This window comes from Sphingomonas sp. FW306-05-A (assembly GCF_058782275.1).
The window spans coordinates 1,241,910-1,261,456 of record NZ_JBYSXN010000001.1 but is presented as its reverse complement, the minus strand read 5'-3'; the positions used below and the strand labels follow the sequence as shown (position 1 = coordinate 1,261,456).

The following is a 19,547-nucleotide window of genomic DNA, read 5'->3' as shown; positions in this document are numbered from 1 at the left end:
GAATTGCCGGAGCACGACATCACCATGAAGATCACGCTGAAGCCGCTTGCCGAGCAGGTCATCGTTATTACCGGCGCAAGTTCGGGGATCGGCCTTGTCACCGCCAAACGTGCGGCTGCCGAGGGTGCCAAGGTCGTCCTGGTCGCGCGCAACGAAGCATCACTGCGCGAAGCGGTCGAGGGCATCACCGCCGCGGGCGGGGACGCGATTTTCGCGGTCGCGGACGTCGGCGACATCAAGGCGGTCCGCACTGCCGCTGCCGCCGCGCGCACGCGCTACGGACGGATCGACACATGGGTCAACAACGCGGGTACCGCGATCTACGGCAAGCTGATCGACACCCCGCTGGACGAGCATGAGCAGCTGTTCCGCACCAACTATTTCGGGGCGGTGCACGGCGCGCTGACCGCGGTCGAGCATTTGCGGGAGAAAGGCGGCGCGATCATCACCGTCGGGTCGATCGCCTCCGAACTCCCTTCCCCCATTCTCAGCGCCTATTCGGCGTCGAAACATGCGGCCAAGGGGTTCGTGGACGCCTTGCGGATGGAGTTGACCGCGGACGCGCTGCCGATCGCAATCACGCTGATCAAGCCATCCGGGATCGACACGCCAATTGCCCAGCACGCTGCGAACCATGTGGATGGCGAAGGCCTGATCCCGCCCCCGGTCTATGACCCCGAACTGGTCGCGACGGCGATCCTCGACGCCGCGCAGAATGTCCGGCGCGAGATCACCGTTGGCGGCGCCGGGCGGTTGCAGGTGCTGCTGGGGACGCACTTCCCCGCGCTGCTCGACCGGATGGCGGGGCTGATGGTCCCGGTGATGTCGGACAAGACCCGTCCGAAGACGCAGTCGACGACGATCTTCGCACCGACGCAACGCGGGCAGGAACGCTCGGGTGTTCAGCCGGGTCGCAAGACCAGCATTTACACCGCCGCGCAGCGCCATCCACGCGCGATCCAGGCGATCACGCTGGCGGGGATCGGCGGAGTCGCCGCGGTCCTGATAGCGCGACGCCGTGCCGCCGATCCCGCATCGACCAAGGACTGATCTTGCCCCATTATCTCGTCGCCGAGAGCGAAACCCCCGAAGAACGTGAAGCCCGCCGTGAGCATGCGGGCAAGAGTTCGGGCGAAACCTACGCCGCCACCCTGAAGCAGCTTCGCCCGGATGCCGAAATCACGATCGTCGCGCCGGCGGATGAGGACGCGCAGGTCTATTCGGCGGAGACGATCGCTGCGTTCGACGCGGTGTTCGTGACCGGGTCGCCGCTGCACGTCTATGACGACACGCCCGAAGTTGCGCGGCAACTTGCCTTCATGCGCACCGTTTTCGCGTCGCGCACGCGTTCGTTCGGGTCGTGCGCGGGCCTGCAACTGGCGGTGGCGGCGGCGGGCGGGGCCGTGCGCAAGATGCCCGATCGGATGGAGGCGGGGATCGCGCGTCGCATTACCGCGACCGAAGCGGGGCGCAGCCATCCGCTGCTGGCCGGGCGGGCGGCGAGCTGGGATGCGCCTGCGATCCACGGTGACGAGGTGGAGCGGCTGCCCGACGATGCAACCTTGCTCGCAAGTAACGCGGTGACGACCGTACAGGCGGCCGAGATCCGCCACGACGGTGGGATCTTCTGGGGGGTGCAATACCACCCGGAACTCGCGCTCGGCGAAATCGCGATCGCGCTCCGGCGTCAGGCGGATGCGCTGGTCGAGGCAGGCCTTGCGGACGACACGCACGCGGTCGAGGCGCGTGCCGCGCTGCTCGACGCGTTGCACGACAGGCCCGACCATCGTGCACTGTACTGGAGTTTGGGGATCGATCGCGAATTCGCCGACGAGGCGCGGCGTCGACTGGAGCTTACGAACTTCCTGGAGATGCTCGACTGAGCGGACGGGCCTCTACCCGGACAACCCCAGCCCGGTGGCCACGGCCAGCGCGACGCCACAGCCTGCCACGACACACGCACCAAGCGTGATCCATTGGGACCGCGCAACCATTGCGATCGACAGCAGCACGATCGCAAGCTGCAAGGCGGTCTCGCCGAGTTCGAACCCCTCCCCGCGGTGCGCGGCGCGTTCGCCGGCGGCGCGTTGCTCGGCGCCGGCCTGTTCGAGCTGGCCGATCGCGTGGCCAGCGTGGTCGGGGGTGCGCAAGCGTGCGGCTTCGCGCGCCCAGTCGCTTCGGTCGGCAAGCGTCGCGTCGGGTTGCGCGGCGGCGGTCTTGAGGACGGTTTCGCGGACGATCTTGGCCTGCATGTAGGCGAAGCTGTCGGAGGCGGCGATGTGCTGGAGGACGCTCTCGCGCTGTGCTCCGGCGGCGTTCATGTGGACGATCGCGAGCGCCACAGCGAACCCGCCGACCAGCAGCGAGACGCGATCGCGGAAGCGGCGCTCGCTCTCCCGCTCCTGACGATCGGCAGCGTTGGAGCTTTCCTCCGCCCGCTCGATCGCCTCGTCGATCAGGTCCTTGGCGTCGGCGGGTTCCATCGGGTCTCCAAGATGGTCAAGGTTGCACACGTGTGCGCTGCGTGGCGCACCGCTCCGCCGTCGCGTAACCGTATCATAACAATGGCTTACAGGTTCGCCTGCTCATCCCGTGGGAGGTCGTCGTCGGGGCCGTAATAGAGTTCGGCACATTCGGCCCGCAGGCATCCGCCCTCGAACACGATGTCGTCGCGGTAGGCGTTGCGGACGAAATCGAGCGTGTCGGTGTGGCGCGCCTCGAAGTACATCGGATGGACGTCGGCGGCTTCGGCACCATAGACTACCCGGCCCACCTTCGACCAGATCGACGCCATCGTACACATCCCGCACGGTTGCAGTGTCGAGTACAGCGTCGCGCCGCGCAGCTCCAGTTCGCCCGTCGCCTCGCATGCGCGGCGGATCGCCATCATTTCGGCGTGCGCGGTCGCGTCGGGAAGTTCGTGCGTCTGGTTGCGTTCTTCCGAGATGACCTTGCCGTCGAGCACGATCACCGACCCCAGCGGCGAAGTGGACGGGTCGGAGCCCTTGGACCGCGCAATCTCGATCGCGCGCCGCATCCACTTTTCGTCTTCCTGGGTCATCGCACGCCTCACCGCTATCATCGATCAGCCAATGAAGCGGCTGAACGGGCGTTCCGTTCCCGCGCGGGGCGCTAGCCGGTCGTCCGGGCGAGATAGGTCTCGGCAAGGCTGCGCACGTCGACCCGCGCCTTCAGTCGGGCAGCGAGCAATGCGGTGCCGCTGATCTTGCGCTGGACGAACAGCGTGTCGACCGGGGGCACGTGCCAGGTCGACCGGTCGCGCGCCATGTCGATCCCCTGATCGCGCAGCACGCCGACGAACGCGCGATCGCCAAAGTCGAACGGCCCGGCCTTGCCGAGTTCGCCGATCACCACGTCGATCATCCGGTCGACCAGATCGCGGTGCGCGGTGACGGCGGCTGGCCCGAGGAACCCCGCCGCGACCGCCGCCTCGCGGACGGCATCGCGGTCGCCCGCCAGCCCGGCCTGCAACAATGTGCGATAACCGGTCGCGGTCTCGTCCGGCACGGCACGCGCCGCACCGAAATCAAGCAGAATCATCCGTTCCGTGTCGGGTTGCCAGCGATAATTGCCGAAATTGGGGTCGGTTTGCATCAGCCCCCAGTCGAGCATTTCACGCAGGACCAGATCGATGAGATTGGCCATCACGCGGTCGCGCAGCGCCTGCGGGGCCGTCTCGAGCGTTTCGATCGGGACGCCCGCGACATAGTCCATCGCCAGCACGTGCGGCGTCGTCAGATCGGGATGGAGCGCGGGGACGAGGAACTGTGGTTCATCGCGCAACAGGTCGCCGAAGCGCGCGAGCATTTCGCCTTCGCGCAGATAGTCGGCCTCCTCGTGCAGCTGGCGCTTCGCCTCGGCGAGAAGCGGGGCGATGTCGAGCGTCTTGGGGAGCACGCCCGATACCCGGAGCAGCGTCGCGACATTGTCAACGTCCGAATCGATGCTGTCCTTGACGCCGGGATATTGCACCTTGATCGCGAGCTCGCGGCCACCCGGCAGGCGGGCGCGATGGACCTGGCCGATCGAGGCGGCGGCGATCGGATGCGCCTGGAAATGCGCGAAGCGGCGACGCCAGTCCTTGCCCCATTCCTTCGCCAGCACCGTATCGAGCTGCTGCGGCGGCATGTGGTGCGCATTGTCGCGCAGCCGCCCCATGATCGTCGCGAGTTCGGGCGGAAGCATGTCGCCCGCGTCCATCGAAATCATCTGCCCGAGCTTCATCGCAGCACCACGCAGATGCGACAATTGGTCCGCGACGCGCATCGCATTGGCGGGGGTGAGCAACAGGTCGCCCATCTTGGGGACCTCGCCGCTGGCGAGCCGTCGCGCGCCTTCGGCCATCACGTTGCCCGCGACCCCACCCGCCATCCGCCCGAACACGCCGAGCCGCGCGAGGCGGCCACTCGGTACGGATCGTCCTTTGCTGCGATCGTCGCTCACGCCGTGTCTTTCGTCGGAAGTTGGGGTGCCGTCACGCGGCGTTCTGTTCGGCCCTGCGGGCAAGGCGTTGCAGCCGGGGGCGGATGCGGAGGAATGCGCGATAGGCGTGTTCCAGCAGCGGGAGCATGCCGGGCGCTCTTGCGGCGAGCCCGAGCCAGCGCAACCGCGGGATCGCGCGCCACATCGCGGCGAAGGCGGCGGCTCCCGAGAGCAGGACACCGTCCTCACGGGCATGGAAGCGCGCGAGCAGGTCGGCGCGATCGATCGGGCAACTGCCGCCGTCGGCCTTGTCGACATCGACGAAGGTGATCGCCTGCGCGCGATCGAGCCGCTGCATCAGCGCGATCTCGCGCCGGCACAGGGGGCATCCGCCGTCATACCATACCGTGAGGTCCGTCATGGGGGGTATATGGGGATGCGTGCGGCTGGGTCGAGGTGGGGGGTGGAGATTAAGGCCCGCTTCGTCGGTGGAAGGGTTTGGGGTGGGTTTGCGTGCGCGATTGCGGGGTTCGTTTTGCTGCGCTGCCCCACCCCCGGCCCCTCCCCTGAAGGGGAGGGGTGGAAGAGGCGAGCCCTTGGGTTTGGGGCGTTGCGGGAACAACGGGCGCTAGCCCCTCCCCTTCAGGGGGGGGGTTGGGGTGGGGCTGGCCTGCGCGATTGCGGGGGCCGGTTTGCTGCACGGCCCCACCCCCGGCCCCTCCCCTGAAGGGGAGGGGTGAAAGGGGCGCGCGCTTGGGTTTGGGGTACATCGGGAACAACGGGCGCTAGCCCCTCCCCTTCAGGGGAGGGGTTGGGGTGGGGCTGGCCTGCGTGATTGCAGGGTCCGGTTTGCTGCACCGCCCCACCCCCGGCCCCTCCCCTGAAGGGGAGGGGTGAAGAAGAGGCGTGCTCTTGGGTTTGGGCGTGGCGGGAACATCACGCGCTAGCCCCTCCCCTTCAGGGGAGGGGTTGGGATGGGGCTGGCGTGTGTGATTGCGGGGGCCGGTTTGCTGCATTGCCCCACCCCCGGCCCCTCCCCTGAAGGGGAGGGGTGAAAGGGGCGCGCGCTTGGGTTTGGGGCGTGGCGGAAACAACAAACGCTAGCCCCTCTCCTTCAGGGGAGGGGTTGGGGTGGGGACGACCTGCGTAATTGTGGGGTCCGCTCTGCTGCACGGCCCCACCCCCGGCCCCTCCCCTGAAGGGGAGGGGTGGAAGTCCGTCAGTTCAGGCCGCCGCCTAGCACGCGGTACAGCGTGACGAGGTTGTTCGCGCGCGCGAGGCGGGTCGTCACCAGATCCTGGCGTGCACCGTACGCCGTGCGTTGCGAATCGAGCGAAGTCAGGAACGAGTCCACCCCTGCCCGATACCGCGCATCGGACAGGCGCGCGCCGACCAGCGCCGCCTCCGCGCGTCGCGTTCGCGCGCCGAGCTGCGCGTCGATCGTTCCGCGCGTGGCGAGCGCGTCGGCGACTTCGCGGAAGGCGGTCTGCAACGTCTTCTCATAGGTCGCGACCGCGCCTTGCTGCTGTGCACGCGCGAGTTGGAGGTTGCCCTTGCGACGGCCGAAGTCGAAGATCGGGAAGGTCGCCCCCGGCGTCGCCGACCAGCTTTCGCTGTTCGCGCCGAACAAGCCGGTCAGCGCACTGCTCACCGTGCCGAAGCTGGTGGTCAGTGAAATCGTCGGGAACATCGCAGCACGCGCGGCCCCGATATTGGCGTTTTGCGCGATCAATTGATGCTCGGCCTCAAGCACGTCCGGGCGGCGCAACAGCACCGCGGATTCCAGATTGCCGGGGAGCGCACTCAGCGTCCGGTCCTGCGTCCCCAGCATTTGCGGCAGCAGCGCCGCCGGGGTCGTCGTCCCGACCAGCAGGTCGAGCGCGTTGCGGTCCTGCGCGATCTGCGCACGCCGCGCGGCGATGTCGTTGGCGGCGGCTTCGTAATTGGTCTCGGCCTGGCGCACGACCAGCTCGGACTGAACCCCGATGCGGAATTGCGCACGGGTCAGCTGGAGCGACTGCTCGAAGCTCGCCAGCGTTTCCTGCGACACGCCGAGCAGCTCCTGATCGGACGCGAGCGTGAGATAGGCGGAGGCGATCTCCGAGATCAGGCTGATCCGGGTCGAGCGTTGCGCTTCCTCGGTCGCGAAATACTGCTGAAGCGCGCTTTCGCTGAGGTTGCGCAGGCGGCCCCACAGGTCGAGCTCGAACTGCGAGATACCGACATTCGCCGAGTAGAATTCGATGTTGGAGCTCGTGGTCGTGCCGACGCCGGTGCCGACACCAGTGCCTGTGCCGGTTCCGGTACCCGTTCCGGTTCCGGTTCCAGTGCCAGTACCGGTCCCGGTCCCCGTCCCCGTCCCGATACCACCGCCGCCAATACCGCCGCCGCCGATACCACCACCGCCGCCAGCCGTCGCCGCGCCCAGCGCATTCGAATAGAATGCCGTTCCGTTAGCAGAGATGGCGGGCAGCTGACCCGAGCGCTGGACGCGATATTGCGCGCGCGCTTGCTGCACGTTCGCCGCCGCGAGGCGCAGGTCGCGGTTGTTCTCCAGCCCCAGCGCGATCACGTCGCGCAGCTTGGGGTCGGTGAAGAACGTCCGCCAGCCGATCTTGGTCACGTCCGGCGCGTCGCTCGGCGCGACCGGATAGGGTCCGCCCTGCGGCAGCGCGACGGGTACGGCGCCCTGCGGACGGACGTAGTTCGGCGCCATGTTGCACCCTGCGAGAGCAGCCGTCGCCAGCAGCACCGCGACGGTGCGGATCGTCGTCGTCATCTTCATGCTCCCTGGGGCGCGCTATTGGGGGCGGGCGGACCCATCGGGGCGGCGTCACGATCGTCGCCAGCCCTGGGGGTCCCGTCGCTGTTCTTCTTCTTGCGACCTGCGAACACCGCGCGGACGACGACGAAGAACATCGGGATGAAGAAGATCCCGAGGATCGTCGCGGTCAGCATCCCGCCGACCACCGCGCGACCGATCGCATTCTGCCCGCCGGCACCCGCGCCGGTCGAGATCGCGAGCGGCAACACGCCGAAGATGAACGCGAGGCTGGTCATCAGGATCGGTCGCAACCGGGTCTTCGCGGCTTCGATCGCGGCGTCGAAGGCGGTCATGCCTTCGCGCATCCGTTCCTCGGCGAACTCCACGATCAGGATCGCGTTCTTCGCCGAGACGCCGATCGTGGTGATCAGGCCGACCTGCAGATAGATGTCGTTGTTGAGCCCGGTGATCAGCGCGGCAAGCAACGCACCGACCACACCGAGCGGCACCACCAGCAGCACCGAGATCGGCACCGACCAGCTTTCGTACAGCGCGGCAAGACACAGGAACACGATCAGCAGCGACAGCCCGTAGAGCGACGGTGCCTGACCGCCCGACAGCTTTTCCTCATACGACAGGCCGGTCCATTCGAGATCGGTGCCGGGCGGAAGCTTGGCGTGGATTTCCTGCATCGCTTCGAGCGCGGCACCCGTGCTGAGCCCCGGCGCCGAACCACCCTGCAATTCCATCGCGGGCTGGCCGTTGTAGCGAGTCAGCTGGACGGGTGCCTGGGTCCAGCGCAGCGTTGTGAAGGCGCTGTAGGGGACCATCGCGCCGTTCGCGCCGCGGACGTAATATTTGTCGAGATCCTCGGGCTTGAGGCGGAACGGCGCATCGGCCTGGACGAACACGCGCTTGACGCGGCCGCGGTCGATGAAGTCGTTGACATACTGGCTTCCCCAGGCGGTCGAGATCGTCTGGTTGACTTCTCCCAGGTCGAGCCCGAGCGCACGCGCCTTGTCCTGATCGACGTCGATCTTGAGCTGCGGCGCGTCCTCCAGCGACATCGGGCGGACCTGCGCGAGGCGCTTGTCCTGCATCGCCATGCCCAGCATCATGTTGCGCATCTGGACGAGCTTTTCATGCCCCATGCCGACCGTGTCGACCAGCTGGAGGTCGAAGCCGGTCGCGTTGCCCAGTTCCTGGACCGCGGGCGGCACGATCGCGAAGATCATCGCGTCGTGGAACTGCGAGAACGCGCCCATCGCGCGCCTCGCGATCGCCTGCGCCTTGTTGGCAGCACCTGAGCGGTCCTCCCAGCCCTTGAGCGGGACGAACGCGAGACCGGCGTTCTGCCCCGCACCGGCGAAGCTGAACCCGCTGATCGTGAAGACGCCTTCGACGTTCGCTTTTTCCTTGTTCATGAAATAGTCGCGGACCTGCGCGAGCCCTGCGTCGGTGCGCGCGGTGGTGGCGCCCGATGGGCCCTGCACCAGCGCGATCACGGTGCCCTGATCCTCGTCGGGCAGGAAGCCGGTCGGCAAGCGAATGAACAGGAAGGCCATCAGCCCGGCGATCGCAAGGAACGCGATCATCGACCGGCCCCAGCGGTGCGCGGTGCTGCGCACGCCCTTCTCATACTTCCTCGTGCCGCGGTCGAACGTCCGGTTGAACCAGCGGAAGAAGCGCGACAGCGGGCCGTTGCCTTCCGCCTTGTCGGGATCGTGCGGCTTGAGGATCGTCGCGCACAAAGCCGGCGTCAGGATCAACGCGACCAGCACTGACAGCGCCATCGCCGAGACGATCGTGATCGAGAACTGGCGGTAGATCACGCCCGTCGACCCGCCGAAGAAGGCCATCGGCAGGAACACCGCGGACAACACAAGGCCGATGCCGACCAGCGCGCTGCTAATCTCGTCCATCGACTTGCGGGCAGCTTCGCGTGGAGAGAGATGTTCGGTGGTGATCAGGCGTTCGACGTTCTCGACCACGACGATCGCGTCATCGACGAGCAGACCGATCGCCAGCACCATGCCGAACAAGGTCAGCGTGTTGATCGAATAGCCAGCGACCGCGAGCACGGCGAACGTGCCGAGCAACACCACCGGAACCGCGATCGTGGGGATCAGCGTCGCGCGCCAGTTCTGGAGGAACAGGTACATGACGAGGAACACGAGAACGACCGCCTCGATCAGCGTGTGGACGACCTGTTCGATCGACAGACGGACGAACGGGGTCGAATCGTACGGATAGATGACCTTGACGTCCGACGGGAAGGTCTTGGACATCTCGCCGATCCGCGCCTTGACCGCATCGACGGTGGCGAGCGCATTCGCGCCCGGCGCGAGCTTGATCCCGATCCCGGCGGCGGGCTTGCCGTTGTAGAGCGTGCTGAAGCCATAGTCGGCCGCGCCGAGTTCGACCCGCGCGACGTCGTTGAGGCGCACGACGGCTCCGGTGGCGTCGGTCTTCAGACGGATGTTGCCGAACTGTTCGGGCGTGTTGAGGCGCGACTGGATCGAGACGGTCGCGTTGAGCATCTGGCTGGCGGGCGCCGGCTGCGCGCCGAGCTGGCCTGCGGAGACCTGCGCGTTCTGCGCCTGGAGCGCGGCGGTGACGTCCGCGATCGTCAGCTGGTAGCCGTTAAGCTTGAGCGGATCGATCCACACGCGCATCGCATATTGCGCGCCGAACAACTGCGTATCGCCGACGCCGTTGATGCGGCTGAGCGGATCCTGGACCTTGGACGCGAGCAGATCGGCAAGATCGGACGCGCTATGCCGCTCGTCCTGCGAATAGACGCCGATGATCAGCAGGAAGTTCGACGTCGCCTTGGCGACCTGGATGCCCTGTTGCTGGACTTCCTGCGGCAGCAGCGGAGTCGCGGCCTGAAGCTTGTTCTGGACCTGGACCTGCGCGATGTCGGGGTCGGTGCCCTGTTCGAAGGTCAGCGTGATCGTGACGGTGCCCGCCGAGCTCGACGACGACGAGAAGTAGCGAAGGTCGTCGATGCCCTTCATCTGCTGCTCGATGATCTGCGTCGTCGTATTCTCGAGCGTCTGCGCGTCGGCACCCGGATAGGTCGCGGTGATGCTGACCGACGGTGGCGCGATCGAGGGGAACTGCGCGATCGGCAGGCTGCGGATCGCGATGAACCCACCGACCATCAGGATGATCGCGATGACCCATGCGAAGATGGGTCGTTCGATGAAAAAACGCGACATGGGCGTTACTGTCCCTTGCCGGCGGCCGAAGCGTTGGCGGGTTGCTGGGCACCGGGCTTGGCGGCCTTGTCGGTCCACTGGACCGGCTTGACCGGGGTGCCGGGCTGGAGGTTCTGCGCGCCCTCGACGATCACGCGGTCACCCGCGGCGAGCCCTGCCGTCACCAGCCAGTTGTCGCCGATCGTGCGCGGTGCGGTCAGCGTCTTGGGCACGATCTTATTGCCCGGGCCGACGACCATGACGACCGCATTGCCCTTTTCATCACGGCTCACCGCGCGCTGCGGCACGAGCAAGGCGTTTGCCTGCGTGCCCTCGACGAACTGCGCGGTCACGTACATGCCGGGCAGCAGCAAGCGGTTGGGGTTGGAGAATTGCGCGCGGATCGTCTGGCTGCCCGTCGCCGGATCGACCGTGACGTCGGCGAACTTGACGATGCCCTCGACCGGATAGAGCGTGCCATCCTCGAGCTTCAGGCGGATCCGCGCGGCGTTGGCACCACGCGAAAGATTGCCTTCAAGCAATTGCTTACGAAGCCGCAACTGATCGACACTCGATTGCGTGATATCGACGTAAATCGGATCGAGACGCTGGATGGTGCTGAGCGCGGTGGTCTGCGACGCGGTGACCAGACCGCCCGTCGTCACGGCCGAGCGCCCGATCCGCCCGGAGATCGGCGCCTTGACCGTGGTGCGGCCGAGATCGATCGTCGCGGTGCGGAGTGCCGCCTCCTGCGCGGCAACGTCGGCGTGTGCCTGCTGTGCGGTGGTGATCGCGTTCTCGTAATCCTGCCGCGCGATCGCGTTGATCTTGACGAGTTCGCCATACCGGCGAGCCAGCGCGTCGTTCGAGGCAATCGCCGCCTTGGCGCGAGCGAGAGCAGCCCGCGCGCTCGCGACCTGTGCCTGATATGGCTGCGGGTCGATCCGGTAGAGCGGCTGGCCCGCGCGGACCTCGTCGCCTTCCTGGAACAGGCGCGCGGTGATCAGCCCGTTGACCTGCGGCCGGATCTCCGACGTCTCATAAGCGGCGGTGCGCGCCGCGAGTTCGGTGCTGAGCGTGACCGACTGTGGCGAGACTGTCACGAAACCCACCTGGGGTGTCGGCGGTGCCGGGGGTTGCTGCTGCTTTCCGCTGCCGCACCCGGCCAGAACAACCGCTGTGAGCACGATCAGAGGGGAGGATTTGCGCACGCTGCTTCCAATGTCTAATGTGTGAGCGATCGATCACTCACGTTTCGCTCGCGCCGCCTAGCTATCAAAAACGCGAAAAACAAGTTCTAAGGACAGGATGACAATGACAGCAGATCTCTTGGAATACGTTAAACCGCTGGAAAATCGTGCTTCCAAGGCAGACGAGCGTCGCGAACGAATTTTGGCCGCAGCACGAAACCTGTTCATGCGGCACGGTTTTCACGGCACCGGCGTCGCGCAGATCGCGCACGACTCGGGGGTGAAGGTCGGCCAGTTGTACCGCGACTTCGCGTGCAAGGAGGATATCGTCGCTGCACTCGTCGAGGCCGACGTCATCAGTTTCCTCGAACACCGAGCGTTGAGCGACGCGGTCGCGGCGCGCGACTTCGCGATGGTCCGCCGCTGGATCGAACGGTTCATGGAAGACGATCCCGAACTCGAGGACGATTGTGCGCTGATCGCGGAGACCATCTCCGAGGCAACACGCAACCCGCGGGTCGCCGAGATCGTCCGCGGGATCGACAAGCGCGTGCGCGACAGCATCCTGACCGCGCTCGACTTCCTCGCTCCCGGCGAGTCGAAAGCGCAGCGGCGGCGTCAGCTGGCCGATTTCATCATGGCGGTCGGGCACGGCGTATGGCTGCGCAAGATCTCCGACCCGCAGCTGGATTACGAACGGCTTGCAACCTATGTCGGTGATCTGATCGATGCCGAGCTGTCAAAGATCATCGCCGCCGACGCCTGATTCGGCGGATCCGGGCCGGGCGATCGATCGCCCCGGCCCCTGCCCCGTCCGCTCATCCGATGATGGGTTTATCGATCGTGCTGATCGAGACGATTTGTTACAGAAACGGGAACGCGGATCGCTATCGTTGCGTTCTGGCATTTGGAACACTGCGCGTACGCGGGCTCCGGGAGCATTTCACCTATTTCCGCCGTCCCTTCAGGACTGGCAGACATCATCTATTATCAGCAGCCGGGACATGGGTTCCGGCGCACGGACGGAGCTTTGCAATGAAGGATAGCGGATCACCCGAGATCTCGCGCCGGGGTATTCTTGCCGGTGGAGCGGCCGCTGTGGTGGTAACGCAGGTTCCCCTCGCCGAGGCACAGACCGCAGCACGCGCCGCGCAGGCACCGACTATTGCCAAGGTCGCAATGACCGTCAACGGCAAGCGCCAGACGATGGAGCTCGACACCCGAACGACGCTGCTCGATGCATTGCGTGAGCATCTGCACCTGATCGGCACCAAGAAGGGTTGCGATCACGGCCAGTGCGGTGCTTGCACCGTGATGGTCGATGGCAAGCGCATCAATTCGTGCCTCAGCCTCGCGGTCATGCACCAGGGCGACAAGATCACGACGATCGAGGGTCTCGGCACCCCCGACAAGCTGCATCCGATGCAGGCGGCCTTCATCAAGCATGACGGCTATCAGTGCGGTTACTGCACGCCGGGGCAGATCTGCTCGGCGGTTGCGGTGATCGAGGAAATCCGTGCGGGCGTTCCCAGCCATGTGACGGGCGACCTCAACGCCAAGACGCCGATCTCGAACGCAGAGATGCGCGAGCGGATGAGCGGCAACATCTGCCGTTGCGGTGCCTATTCGAACATCCTCGAAGCGATGACCGAAGTTGCGGAGACGCGCGCATGAAGCCCTTTACCTACGAACGCGCCACCTCCCCCGCCGCTGCTGCGGCTGCGGTCGCGCGCACCCCCGGCGCGAAGTTCATCGCGGGCGGGACCAACCTGCTTGATCTGATGAAGCTCGAGATCGAGACGCCGACGCATCTGATCGACGTGCAGGAGTTGAAGCTCGACAAGATCGAACCGACGCAGGACGGCGGCCTCCGCGTTGGGGCGTTCGTGTCGAACACCGCGCTTGCCTCCGACGCACGCGTGCGGCGCGATTACGGCGTGCTCAGCCGCGCGATCGTCGCGGGGGCCTCGGGCCAGTTGCGCAACAAGGCGACGACCGCGGGCAACCTGCTCCAGCGGACGCGTTGCCCGTATTTCTACGACACCAACCAGGCGTGCAACAAGCGCAAGCCCGGTTCGGGGTGTGCTGCACTTGGCGGCTATAGCCGCCAGCTCGGCATCATCGGGACGAGCGATGCGTGCATCGCGACCTATCCGGGTGACATGGCGGTCGCGATGCGGCTGCTCGATGCGCAGATCGAGACGATCAACCCGACCGGCCAGGCGCGGACGATCCCGATCGCCGACTTCCACAAGCTGCCCGGCACCACCCCGCACGTCGAGAACGCGTTGCAGCGTGGCGAGCTGATCACTGCGGTGACCTTGCCCAAGCCGCTCGGCGGGACGCATGTGTATCGCAAGGTGCGGGACCGTGCGTCCTACGCCTATGCGCTCGTCTCGGTCGCGGCGATCGTCCAGCCGGACGGCAGCGGTCGCGTCGCGATCGGCGGGATCGCGCCGCGTCCGTGGCGAATCGATGCCGCCGATGCGCAGTTGCGCAACGGATCGAAGGCAGTGGTCGCCCCGCTGCTGGCGGGCGCACGGCCGACCGAAGACAATGCATTCAAGGTCCCGCTGGTCGAGCGTACGCTCGCCGCGGTGCTGGCGGAGACACGCGCATGAAGTTCACGACCCCCGCAGGCCAGAATCCGATCGACCAGGGCAAGGTCGTCGGCAAGCCGCACGACCGCATCGACGGCAAGTTCAAGACCACCGGCACCGCGCCTTATGCCTATGAACGGCATGATGTCGTCGCCAACCCGGCCTATGGCTACATCGTCCACGCGGCGATCGCCAAGGGGCGGATCGGCGCGATGCATTTGGCGGAGGCGAAGGCCGCGCCCGGTGTCATCACGATCGTCACCGCTGCCGAAGCGGGCAAGCTGACCAAGGGCGATTTCAACACCGCGATGCTGCTCGGCGGGCCGGAGATCCAGCATTACCACCAGGCGATCGCGATCGTCGTTGCCGAGACGTTCGAGCAGGCGCGCACCGCGGCCAACCTCGTCCGGGTGGATTATGAGCGCGGCAAGGGTCGCTTCGACCTCGACGAGGCGCTCAAGACGGCGCCGCTCAAGGGCAATGACAGCGGCGAAGGCAGCAAAGCGCCGCCAGTCGACCGGGTCGGCGACTTCGAGGGTGCGTTTGCCAAGGCGGCGGTCAAGCTCGACGCGCGCTACACCACGCCCGATCACAGCCATGCGATGATGGAGCCGCATGCTTCGTTGGCGCGCTGGGACGGCGACAAGCTGACGGTGTGGACGTCGAACCAGATGATCGCCTGGGGCAAGGGCGACGTCGCCAAGACGCTCGGCATCCCCAAGGAGAACGTCCGGCTGATCTCGCCCTATGTCGGCGGTGGTTTCGGCGGCAAGCTGTTCGTCCGCACCGATGCGATCATGGCGGCACTTGGCGCACGCGCGGCGGGCCGTCCGGTCAAGGTCGCGCTCGCGCGGCCGATGATGTTCAACAACACGACGCACCGCCCTGCCACGACGCAGCGGATCCGCATCGGCACCGACCGCAGCGGCAAGATCACCGCGATCGCGCACGAGAGCGGTTCGGGCGATCTCCCCGGTGGCGGGCCCGAGACGGCGGTCTCGCAGACCAAGCTGCTGTACGCGGGCGCGAACCGGATGACATCGATGCGTCTCGCCGTGCTCGACTTGCCCGAGGGCAATGCAATGCGTGCGCCGGGTGAGGCTCCGGGGCTGATGGCGCTCGAAATCGCGATGGACGAAATGGCCGAGAAGCTCGGCATGGACCCGATCGCGTTCCGCATCGCCAACGATACGCAAGTCGACCCCGAGAAGCCCGAGCGGCGTTTCTCGCAGCGGCAGTTGATCAAGGCGTTGCAGGACGGCGCGAAGGCGTTCGGCTGGGACAAGCGCAACGCTAAACCAGCGCAGGTGCGCGATGGGAAATGGCTGGTCGGCATGGGCGTGGCTGCGGGCTTTCGCAACAACATGAACATGAAGTCCGGCGCCAAGGTCTCGATCGATCGCAAGGGGATCGTCACGGTTTACACCGACATGACCGACATCGGCACCGGCTCCTACACGATCATCGCGCAGACCGCTGCAGAGATGATGGGAGTGGATATGGACCGCGTCGTGGTGCGGCTCGGTGATTCGGACTCGCCGGTTTCGTCGGGTTCGGGTGGCCAATGGGGCGCGAACAGCTCCACCGCGGGTGTCTATGCGGCGTGCGTCAAGTTGCGGGAGGCGGTTGCGCAGAAGCTCGGGTTCAACTCGGGCGACGTCGAATTCGCCAACGGTAAGGTGCGTTCGGGCAACCGCAGCGTTGCGCTCGCCGAGGCGGCGGGCGACGCCGGACTGACCGCCGAAGACACGATCGACTATGGCGATCTGGCCAAGACGTATCAGCAGTCGACCTTCGCGGGGCATTTCGTCGAAGTGGGCGTCGACATGTATACGGGCGAAGTCCGCATCCGCCGGATGCTCGCGGTCTGTGCGGCGGGCCGCATCCTCAACCCCAAGTCTGCGCGCAGCCAGGTGATCGGCGCAATGACGATGGGTGTGGGTTCCGCGCTGATGGAGGAACTCGCGGTCGACAAGCGCTTCGGCTTCTTCGTCAACCACGACCTCGCGCAATATGAAGTGCCGGTGCATGCCGACATTCCGCATCAGGACGTGATCTTCCTCGAGGAGACCGACCCGACCACCTCGCCGATGAAGGCGAAGGGCGTGGGCGAGCTTGGGTTGTGCGGCGTCGGCGCGGCGATTGCGAACGCGGCGTATAACGCGACGGGTATCCGCATCCGCGACTATCCTGTCACGCTCGACAAGATGCTCGACAAGATGCCGCCGGTCGCCTGACTTCAGGCGTTCGGTTCGTGGCGAGCGGGTATGACGTGGTCATCGTGGGCGGCGGCGCGGCGGGGATCGCTGCCGCCCGCACGCTCGCCGGTGTCGGGCTGAGCGCGGTCCTGCTCGAGGCGGGACCGCGCCTTGGCGGGCGTGCGCATAGCGAGACGCATGATGGACATGCGCTCGATCTCGGGTGCGGATGGCTGCATTCGGGCGAGCGCAACGCCTGGACCGCGATTGCGGAGGAAGCGGGGGTTGCGATCGACCGCCGCCCGCCCGCCTGGGGGCAACAGTTCCACGACCTCGGCTTCGCACCTTCGGATCAACGCGCTGCGCGGGCCGCGTTCGAGGCGTGGATCGGACGGATGGAGGCATCGCCGCCACCGAGTGACCGTGCTTCCGACGCCTTGCTGCCGGACTGCGCGTGGAACGGTCACATCGCCGTGATGACCGGCTTTATCAGCGGGGTCGGGCCCGACCGGATCTCGGTCGCAGACTATCTGGCGTATGAGGCCGCCGCGAGTGAGTGCAACTGGCGGTTGCCCGATGGGTACGGCACGTTGGTGACGGACAGTTTGCCGCAAGGGTTTGCCGTTTTCCTGTCGACGCCGGTGGAGCGTCTGGCGCTGACGGCGGACGGCGTCACGCTGACGACGGCTTCGGGGGACATTTCGGCGCGGGCGGTAATCCTGACCGTTTCCACCGCGGTGCTGGCGGGCGAGACGATCGCCCTCCCCGCCGCGCTCGATCCGTGGCGCGGGGCGGCGGCGTGTCTACCGCTCGGGCGCAACGAGAAGCTGTTCCTTGCCATCTCCGGCAAAGGGCCGTTCGAGGACGAGACGCAGGTCCTGGGACGGCCGGGCGATCCTACCAGTGGGTCGCATTATATCCGGCCATTGGGTTGGCCGGTCATCGAATCCTTCCTTGGCGGGGACGGTGCGCGGATTGCCGAAGCGGAGGGGGCGGACGCGGCCTTTGCGCATGTGGTCGACGATCTAGTTGCACTGTTCGGGTCGGATGTGCGGCGGATGTTGCGCCCGCTGGCTGCTTCGGCGTGGAGTGCGGACGTTCGGATCGGCGGCGCGTATAGTTGCGCTTTGCCGGGGCACGCGGCGGCGCGGGGGTTGCTCGCGCTACCTTATGACGACCGCGTCTTCTTCGCAGGCGAGGCGACCAATCCGACCGACTTCAGCACCGCGCACGGTGCGCACGACAGCGGCGTGCGCGCGGCTCGGGAAACGATCGCGATGCTGGGATGCGGGGACTAGAAGATCGCCAACGTTCCCTTGACTGCGCTTCCCCGGCGAAGGCCGGGGCCCAGGAGTAGGGCCATGATTGGTTGCGCAGCGCGCAGTTTCAAAAACCTGTCCTCTTAGGCCCCGGCCTTCGCCGGGGAAGCGGCCAGAAGGACGGTTCGCCCAGCCTAAGCCGCGTCGGTAGGCTCCGGCAGCGCCGCCGTCTCGCCATAGCGCGCGAGCGCCTCGACCGGAGGAACGTCGTCGATCTCCCGCGCGGTGGTTTCGATGTTGAGATCGCGGAACTTGCGTCCGCTGACCAGCACGCGACTTTCAAAACTGGACACGAACGTGTTGTAATTGTTGACCGCGCTCGTCAGCCCACTGCCGACCTTGCGCAAGTCGCCCGCCGCCTTGGCGATCCGTTCGTACAATTCCTTGCCCAGTTCACCAATCTGCCGTGCTTCCTTGGCAAGCCGCTCCTGCCGCCACACCGCCGCCACCGTCCGCGCAATCGCGATAAGATTGGTCGGCGTCGCGAGCAGCACGCGCTTGTCGAACGCAAAGTCCCACAGCGTCGGATCCTGTTCGAGCGCCGCGGTCAGGAAATGCTCGCCGGGGACGAACATGATGACATAGTCGGGCGCATCGGCGAACTGGCTCCAATACGCCTTGTTGCCCAAACCGTTGACGTGCGCGCGCATTGCGGCGGCGTGCATCGCCAGCCCCTTGTTGCGCTCCGTCTCGTCGACCGCGCCGAACGCATCCTGATAGGCGTTGAGCGAGACCTTGGCGTCGATCACCAGGCTCCGCCCGCCCGGCACGGTGACGATCGCATCCGGCCGCAACCGCGCGCCTTCGTCGCCGACCGCTACCGATACTTCCGTCTGGAAATCGGTATGTTCTGATAACCCACAGGTTTCCAACACATTCTTCAGCTGCTGCTCGCCCCAGCGGCCGCGCGACTTGGGGGCGTTGCGAAGCGAATTGACGAGCTTGGCGGCTTCGGTCGACACCTTCTCCTGCCCGACCCGCAAGCCCTCGAGCTGCCCCTTCAACTGGTCGAACGCGCTCAGCCGTTCGCCCTCGACACGAGTCACCGCTTCCTCATATTTGAGCAGGCGATCGCTGACCGGCTGGAGCATCGACTTGAGGTTGTGCCCGGCGGTTTCCTCGGACTGGCGGAAACGTTCGTCTGCACGCTTGAGGAACACCTCCTGCGCATCATTAAGCAGCTTGTTCGAGACCTCGGCGAATTGCGTCGCGAGCAGGTCCTTCGCGTGGAGCAGTTCCGCCACGCGCGTGGCGTGCGCGTCGCCGACCATCTTCTCGCGCGCCGCCGTGGTCTGGTGGAGTTCGACGATCCGCGCTTCATAGGCATCACGATCCGCCTTCTGCCGCGCGTCGGCACTGGCCTGCAACTCGGCGAGACGGTTTTCAAACGCGACGCTCTGCGTCCTGAGCGCACTGTTTTCCAGCCGCGCGCCGTCGCGCTCGTCGCGGATGACGATGAGTTCGGCGCGCAGTTGATCGGCATCGCGCGCGCGCTGTTCGGCCCCGGCGAGATCGGTAATCGCACGGCGGAAGTCCGCCTCACGCGCAGTCGCATCCGCCCGCGCGGCGGCGACCGGGCGATTGCCGAGCACCCAGCCGATCGCAAGTCCGACCAGCATCGCGCCGATCGCAAGCAGAGAAATCATCAGGCCATTCATAACGGGTCTCGCTGGAACATTTCACGAACCTTACCCGCCGTGGCGCGTGCGGACAAGCGCACCCCGTCGCAAAGCGGGGCTGGTTCCGCCAGCTTTGTCCGCGCGTGCTCCTGCGAAGGCAGGAGCCCAGGGTTGCACGCGCCACCCAACGTTGGCTCGCGCGGCTCTGGGT

Annotated in this window: 15 protein-coding genes; 7 read left to right on the top strand and 8 right to left on the bottom strand. The window is 66.4% G+C overall.

Going from position 1 to position 19,547, the window contains the following annotated elements; genetic code table 11:
* Nucleotides 1–24: 24 nt before the first annotated feature.
* Both AC3WJR_RS05850 and AC3WJR_RS05845 read left to right on the top strand, forming a co-directional pair.
* A complete protein-coding gene (locus AC3WJR_RS05850) occupies nt 25–1,050 on the top strand; it encodes an SDR family oxidoreductase (protein ID WP_492723076.1) in 1,026 nt (341 codons plus the stop codon).
* 2 nt (nt 1,051–1,052) lie between these two features.
* Nucleotides 1,053–1,883 (top strand): type 1 glutamine amidotransferase, encoded by an 831-nt coding sequence (locus AC3WJR_RS05845; RefSeq protein WP_492723074.1) that lies wholly within the window; start codon nt 1,053–1,055, stop codon nt 1,881–1,883.
* A 12-nt stretch (nt 1,884–1,895) separates the two neighbouring features.
* Here the strand turns inward: AC3WJR_RS05845 and AC3WJR_RS05840 are convergent, their stop codons facing one another.
* The 7 genes from AC3WJR_RS05840 to AC3WJR_RS05810 form a co-directional block, all read right to left on the bottom strand.
* On the bottom strand, nt 1,896–2,483 hold the full coding sequence (locus AC3WJR_RS05840) for a DUF4337 family protein (protein WP_492723072.1): 588 nt from the start codon (nt 2,481–2,483) through the stop codon (nt 1,896–1,898).
* Between the two features lie 86 nt (nt 2,484–2,569).
* The gene (locus tag AC3WJR_RS05835; protein ID WP_492723069.1) at nt 2,570–3,061 is read right to left on the bottom strand and encodes a nucleoside deaminase; all 492 of its coding nucleotides are present in this window, start codon (nt 3,059–3,061) and stop codon (nt 2,570–2,572) included.
* Between the two features lie 71 nt (nt 3,062–3,132).
* Nucleotides 3,133–4,464, bottom strand: coding sequence for an ABC1 kinase family protein (locus AC3WJR_RS05830; RefSeq protein WP_492723067.1), 1,332 nt, complete (start codon nt 4,462–4,464; stop codon nt 3,133–3,135).
* 31 nt (nt 4,465–4,495) lie between these two features.
* Nucleotides 4,496–4,864 (bottom strand): thiol-disulfide oxidoreductase DCC family protein, encoded by a 369-nt coding sequence (locus AC3WJR_RS05825; protein ID WP_492723065.1) that lies wholly within the window; start codon nt 4,862–4,864, stop codon nt 4,496–4,498.
* A 798-nt stretch (nt 4,865–5,662) separates the two neighbouring features.
* On the bottom strand, nt 5,663–7,222 hold the full coding sequence (locus AC3WJR_RS05820; protein WP_492723063.1) for an efflux transporter outer membrane subunit: 1,560 nt from the start codon (nt 7,220–7,222) through the stop codon (nt 5,663–5,665).
* Nucleotides 7,223–7,224: 2 nt separating this feature from the next.
* Nucleotides 7,225–10,431 carry an efflux RND transporter permease subunit gene (locus AC3WJR_RS05815; RefSeq protein ID WP_492723062.1) on the bottom strand — a complete coding sequence of 1,069 codons (3,207 nt, stop codon included), beginning with the start codon at nt 10,429–10,431 and terminating at the stop codon, nt 7,225–7,227.
* Nucleotides 10,432–10,436: 5 nt separating this feature from the next.
* Nucleotides 10,437–11,621 carry an efflux RND transporter periplasmic adaptor subunit gene (locus AC3WJR_RS05810; RefSeq protein ID WP_492723060.1) on the bottom strand — a complete coding sequence of 395 codons (1,185 nt, stop codon included), beginning with the start codon at nt 11,619–11,621 and terminating at the stop codon, nt 10,437–10,439.
* A gap of 97 nt (nt 11,622–11,718) precedes the next feature.
* On the opposite strand from AC3WJR_RS05810, the gene AC3WJR_RS05805 reads away from it, so the two are divergent.
* The 5 genes from AC3WJR_RS05805 to AC3WJR_RS05785 all read left to right on the top strand — a co-directional run bounded on the left by AC3WJR_RS05805 (nt 11,719) and on the right by AC3WJR_RS05785 (nt 17,696).
* Nucleotides 11,719–12,366, top strand: a complete 648-nt coding sequence (locus AC3WJR_RS05805) for a TetR/AcrR family transcriptional regulator (protein WP_492723058.1) — start codon at nt 11,719–11,721, stop codon at nt 12,364–12,366.
* A gap of 269 nt (nt 12,367–12,635) precedes the next feature.
* Entirely contained in the window at nt 12,636–13,274 is a 639-nt protein-coding gene (gene paoA, locus AC3WJR_RS05800) for an aldehyde dehydrogenase iron-sulfur subunit PaoA (protein ID WP_492723056.1), read from the top strand.
* Nucleotides 13,271–14,221, top strand: a complete 951-nt coding sequence (locus tag AC3WJR_RS05795; protein WP_492723054.1) for an FAD binding domain-containing protein — start codon at nt 13,271–13,273, stop codon at nt 14,219–14,221. Before paoA ends, AC3WJR_RS05795 begins: the two co-directional genes overlap by 4 nt.
* A complete protein-coding gene (paoC, locus tag AC3WJR_RS05790; protein ID WP_492723052.1) occupies nt 14,218–16,437 on the top strand; it encodes an aldehyde oxidoreductase molybdenum-binding subunit PaoC in 2,220 nt (739 codons plus the stop codon). Before AC3WJR_RS05795 ends, paoC begins: the two co-directional genes overlap by 4 nt.
* Nucleotides 16,438–16,454: 17 nt before the next feature.
* Complete coding sequence (locus AC3WJR_RS05785; protein WP_492723050.1) at nt 16,455–17,696, top strand: flavin monoamine oxidase family protein; 1,242 nt, start codon at nt 16,455–16,457, stop codon at nt 17,694–17,696.
* 155 nt (nt 17,697–17,851) lie between these two features.
* On the opposite strand, the gene AC3WJR_RS05780 is transcribed toward AC3WJR_RS05785, so the two are convergent.
* Nucleotides 17,852–19,375: a DNA recombination protein RmuC gene (locus tag AC3WJR_RS05780; RefSeq protein WP_492723048.1), complete on the bottom strand. Its 1,524-nt coding sequence runs from the start codon at nt 19,373–19,375 to the stop codon at nt 17,852–17,854.
* Between the last annotated feature and the right edge of the window lie 172 nt (nt 19,376–19,547).

What these genes read in the sequence shown, in the direction of transcription:
- AC3WJR_RS05850 (WP_492723076.1), top strand. Translation starts at nt 25, where the DNA reads ATGAAGATCACGCTGAAGCCGCTTGCCGAGCAGGTCATCGTTATTACC.
- AC3WJR_RS05840 (WP_492723072.1), bottom strand. Translation starts at nt 2,483, where the DNA reads ATGGAACCCGCCGACGCCAAGGACCTGATCGACGAGGCGATCGAGCGG.
- AC3WJR_RS05835 (WP_492723069.1), bottom strand. Translation starts at nt 3,061, where the DNA reads ATGACCCAGGAAGACGAAAAGTGGATGCGGCGCGCGATCGAGATTGCG.
- AC3WJR_RS05825 (WP_492723065.1), bottom strand. Translation starts at nt 4,864, where the DNA reads ATGACGGACCTCACGGTATGGTATGACGGCGGATGCCCCCTGTGCCGG.
- AC3WJR_RS05820 (WP_492723063.1), bottom strand. Translation starts at nt 7,222, where the DNA reads ATGACGACGACGATCCGCACCGTCGCGGTGCTGCTGGCGACGGCTGCT.
- AC3WJR_RS05815 (WP_492723062.1), bottom strand. Translation starts at nt 10,431, where the DNA reads ATGTCGCGTTTTTTCATCGAACGACCCATCTTCGCATGGGTCATCGCG.
- AC3WJR_RS05805 (WP_492723058.1), top strand. Translation starts at nt 11,719, where the DNA reads ATGACAATGACAGCAGATCTCTTGGAATACGTTAAACCGCTGGAAAAT.
- paoA (WP_492723056.1), top strand. Translation starts at nt 12,636, where the DNA reads ATGAAGGATAGCGGATCACCCGAGATCTCGCGCCGGGGTATTCTTGCC.
- AC3WJR_RS05795 (WP_492723054.1), top strand. Translation starts at nt 13,271, where the DNA reads ATGAAGCCCTTTACCTACGAACGCGCCACCTCCCCCGCCGCTGCTGCG.
- paoC (WP_492723052.1), top strand. Translation starts at nt 14,218, where the DNA reads ATGAAGTTCACGACCCCCGCAGGCCAGAATCCGATCGACCAGGGCAAG.
- AC3WJR_RS05780 (WP_492723048.1), bottom strand. Translation starts at nt 19,375, where the DNA reads ATGAATGGCCTGATGATTTCTCTGCTTGCGATCGGCGCGATGCTGGTC.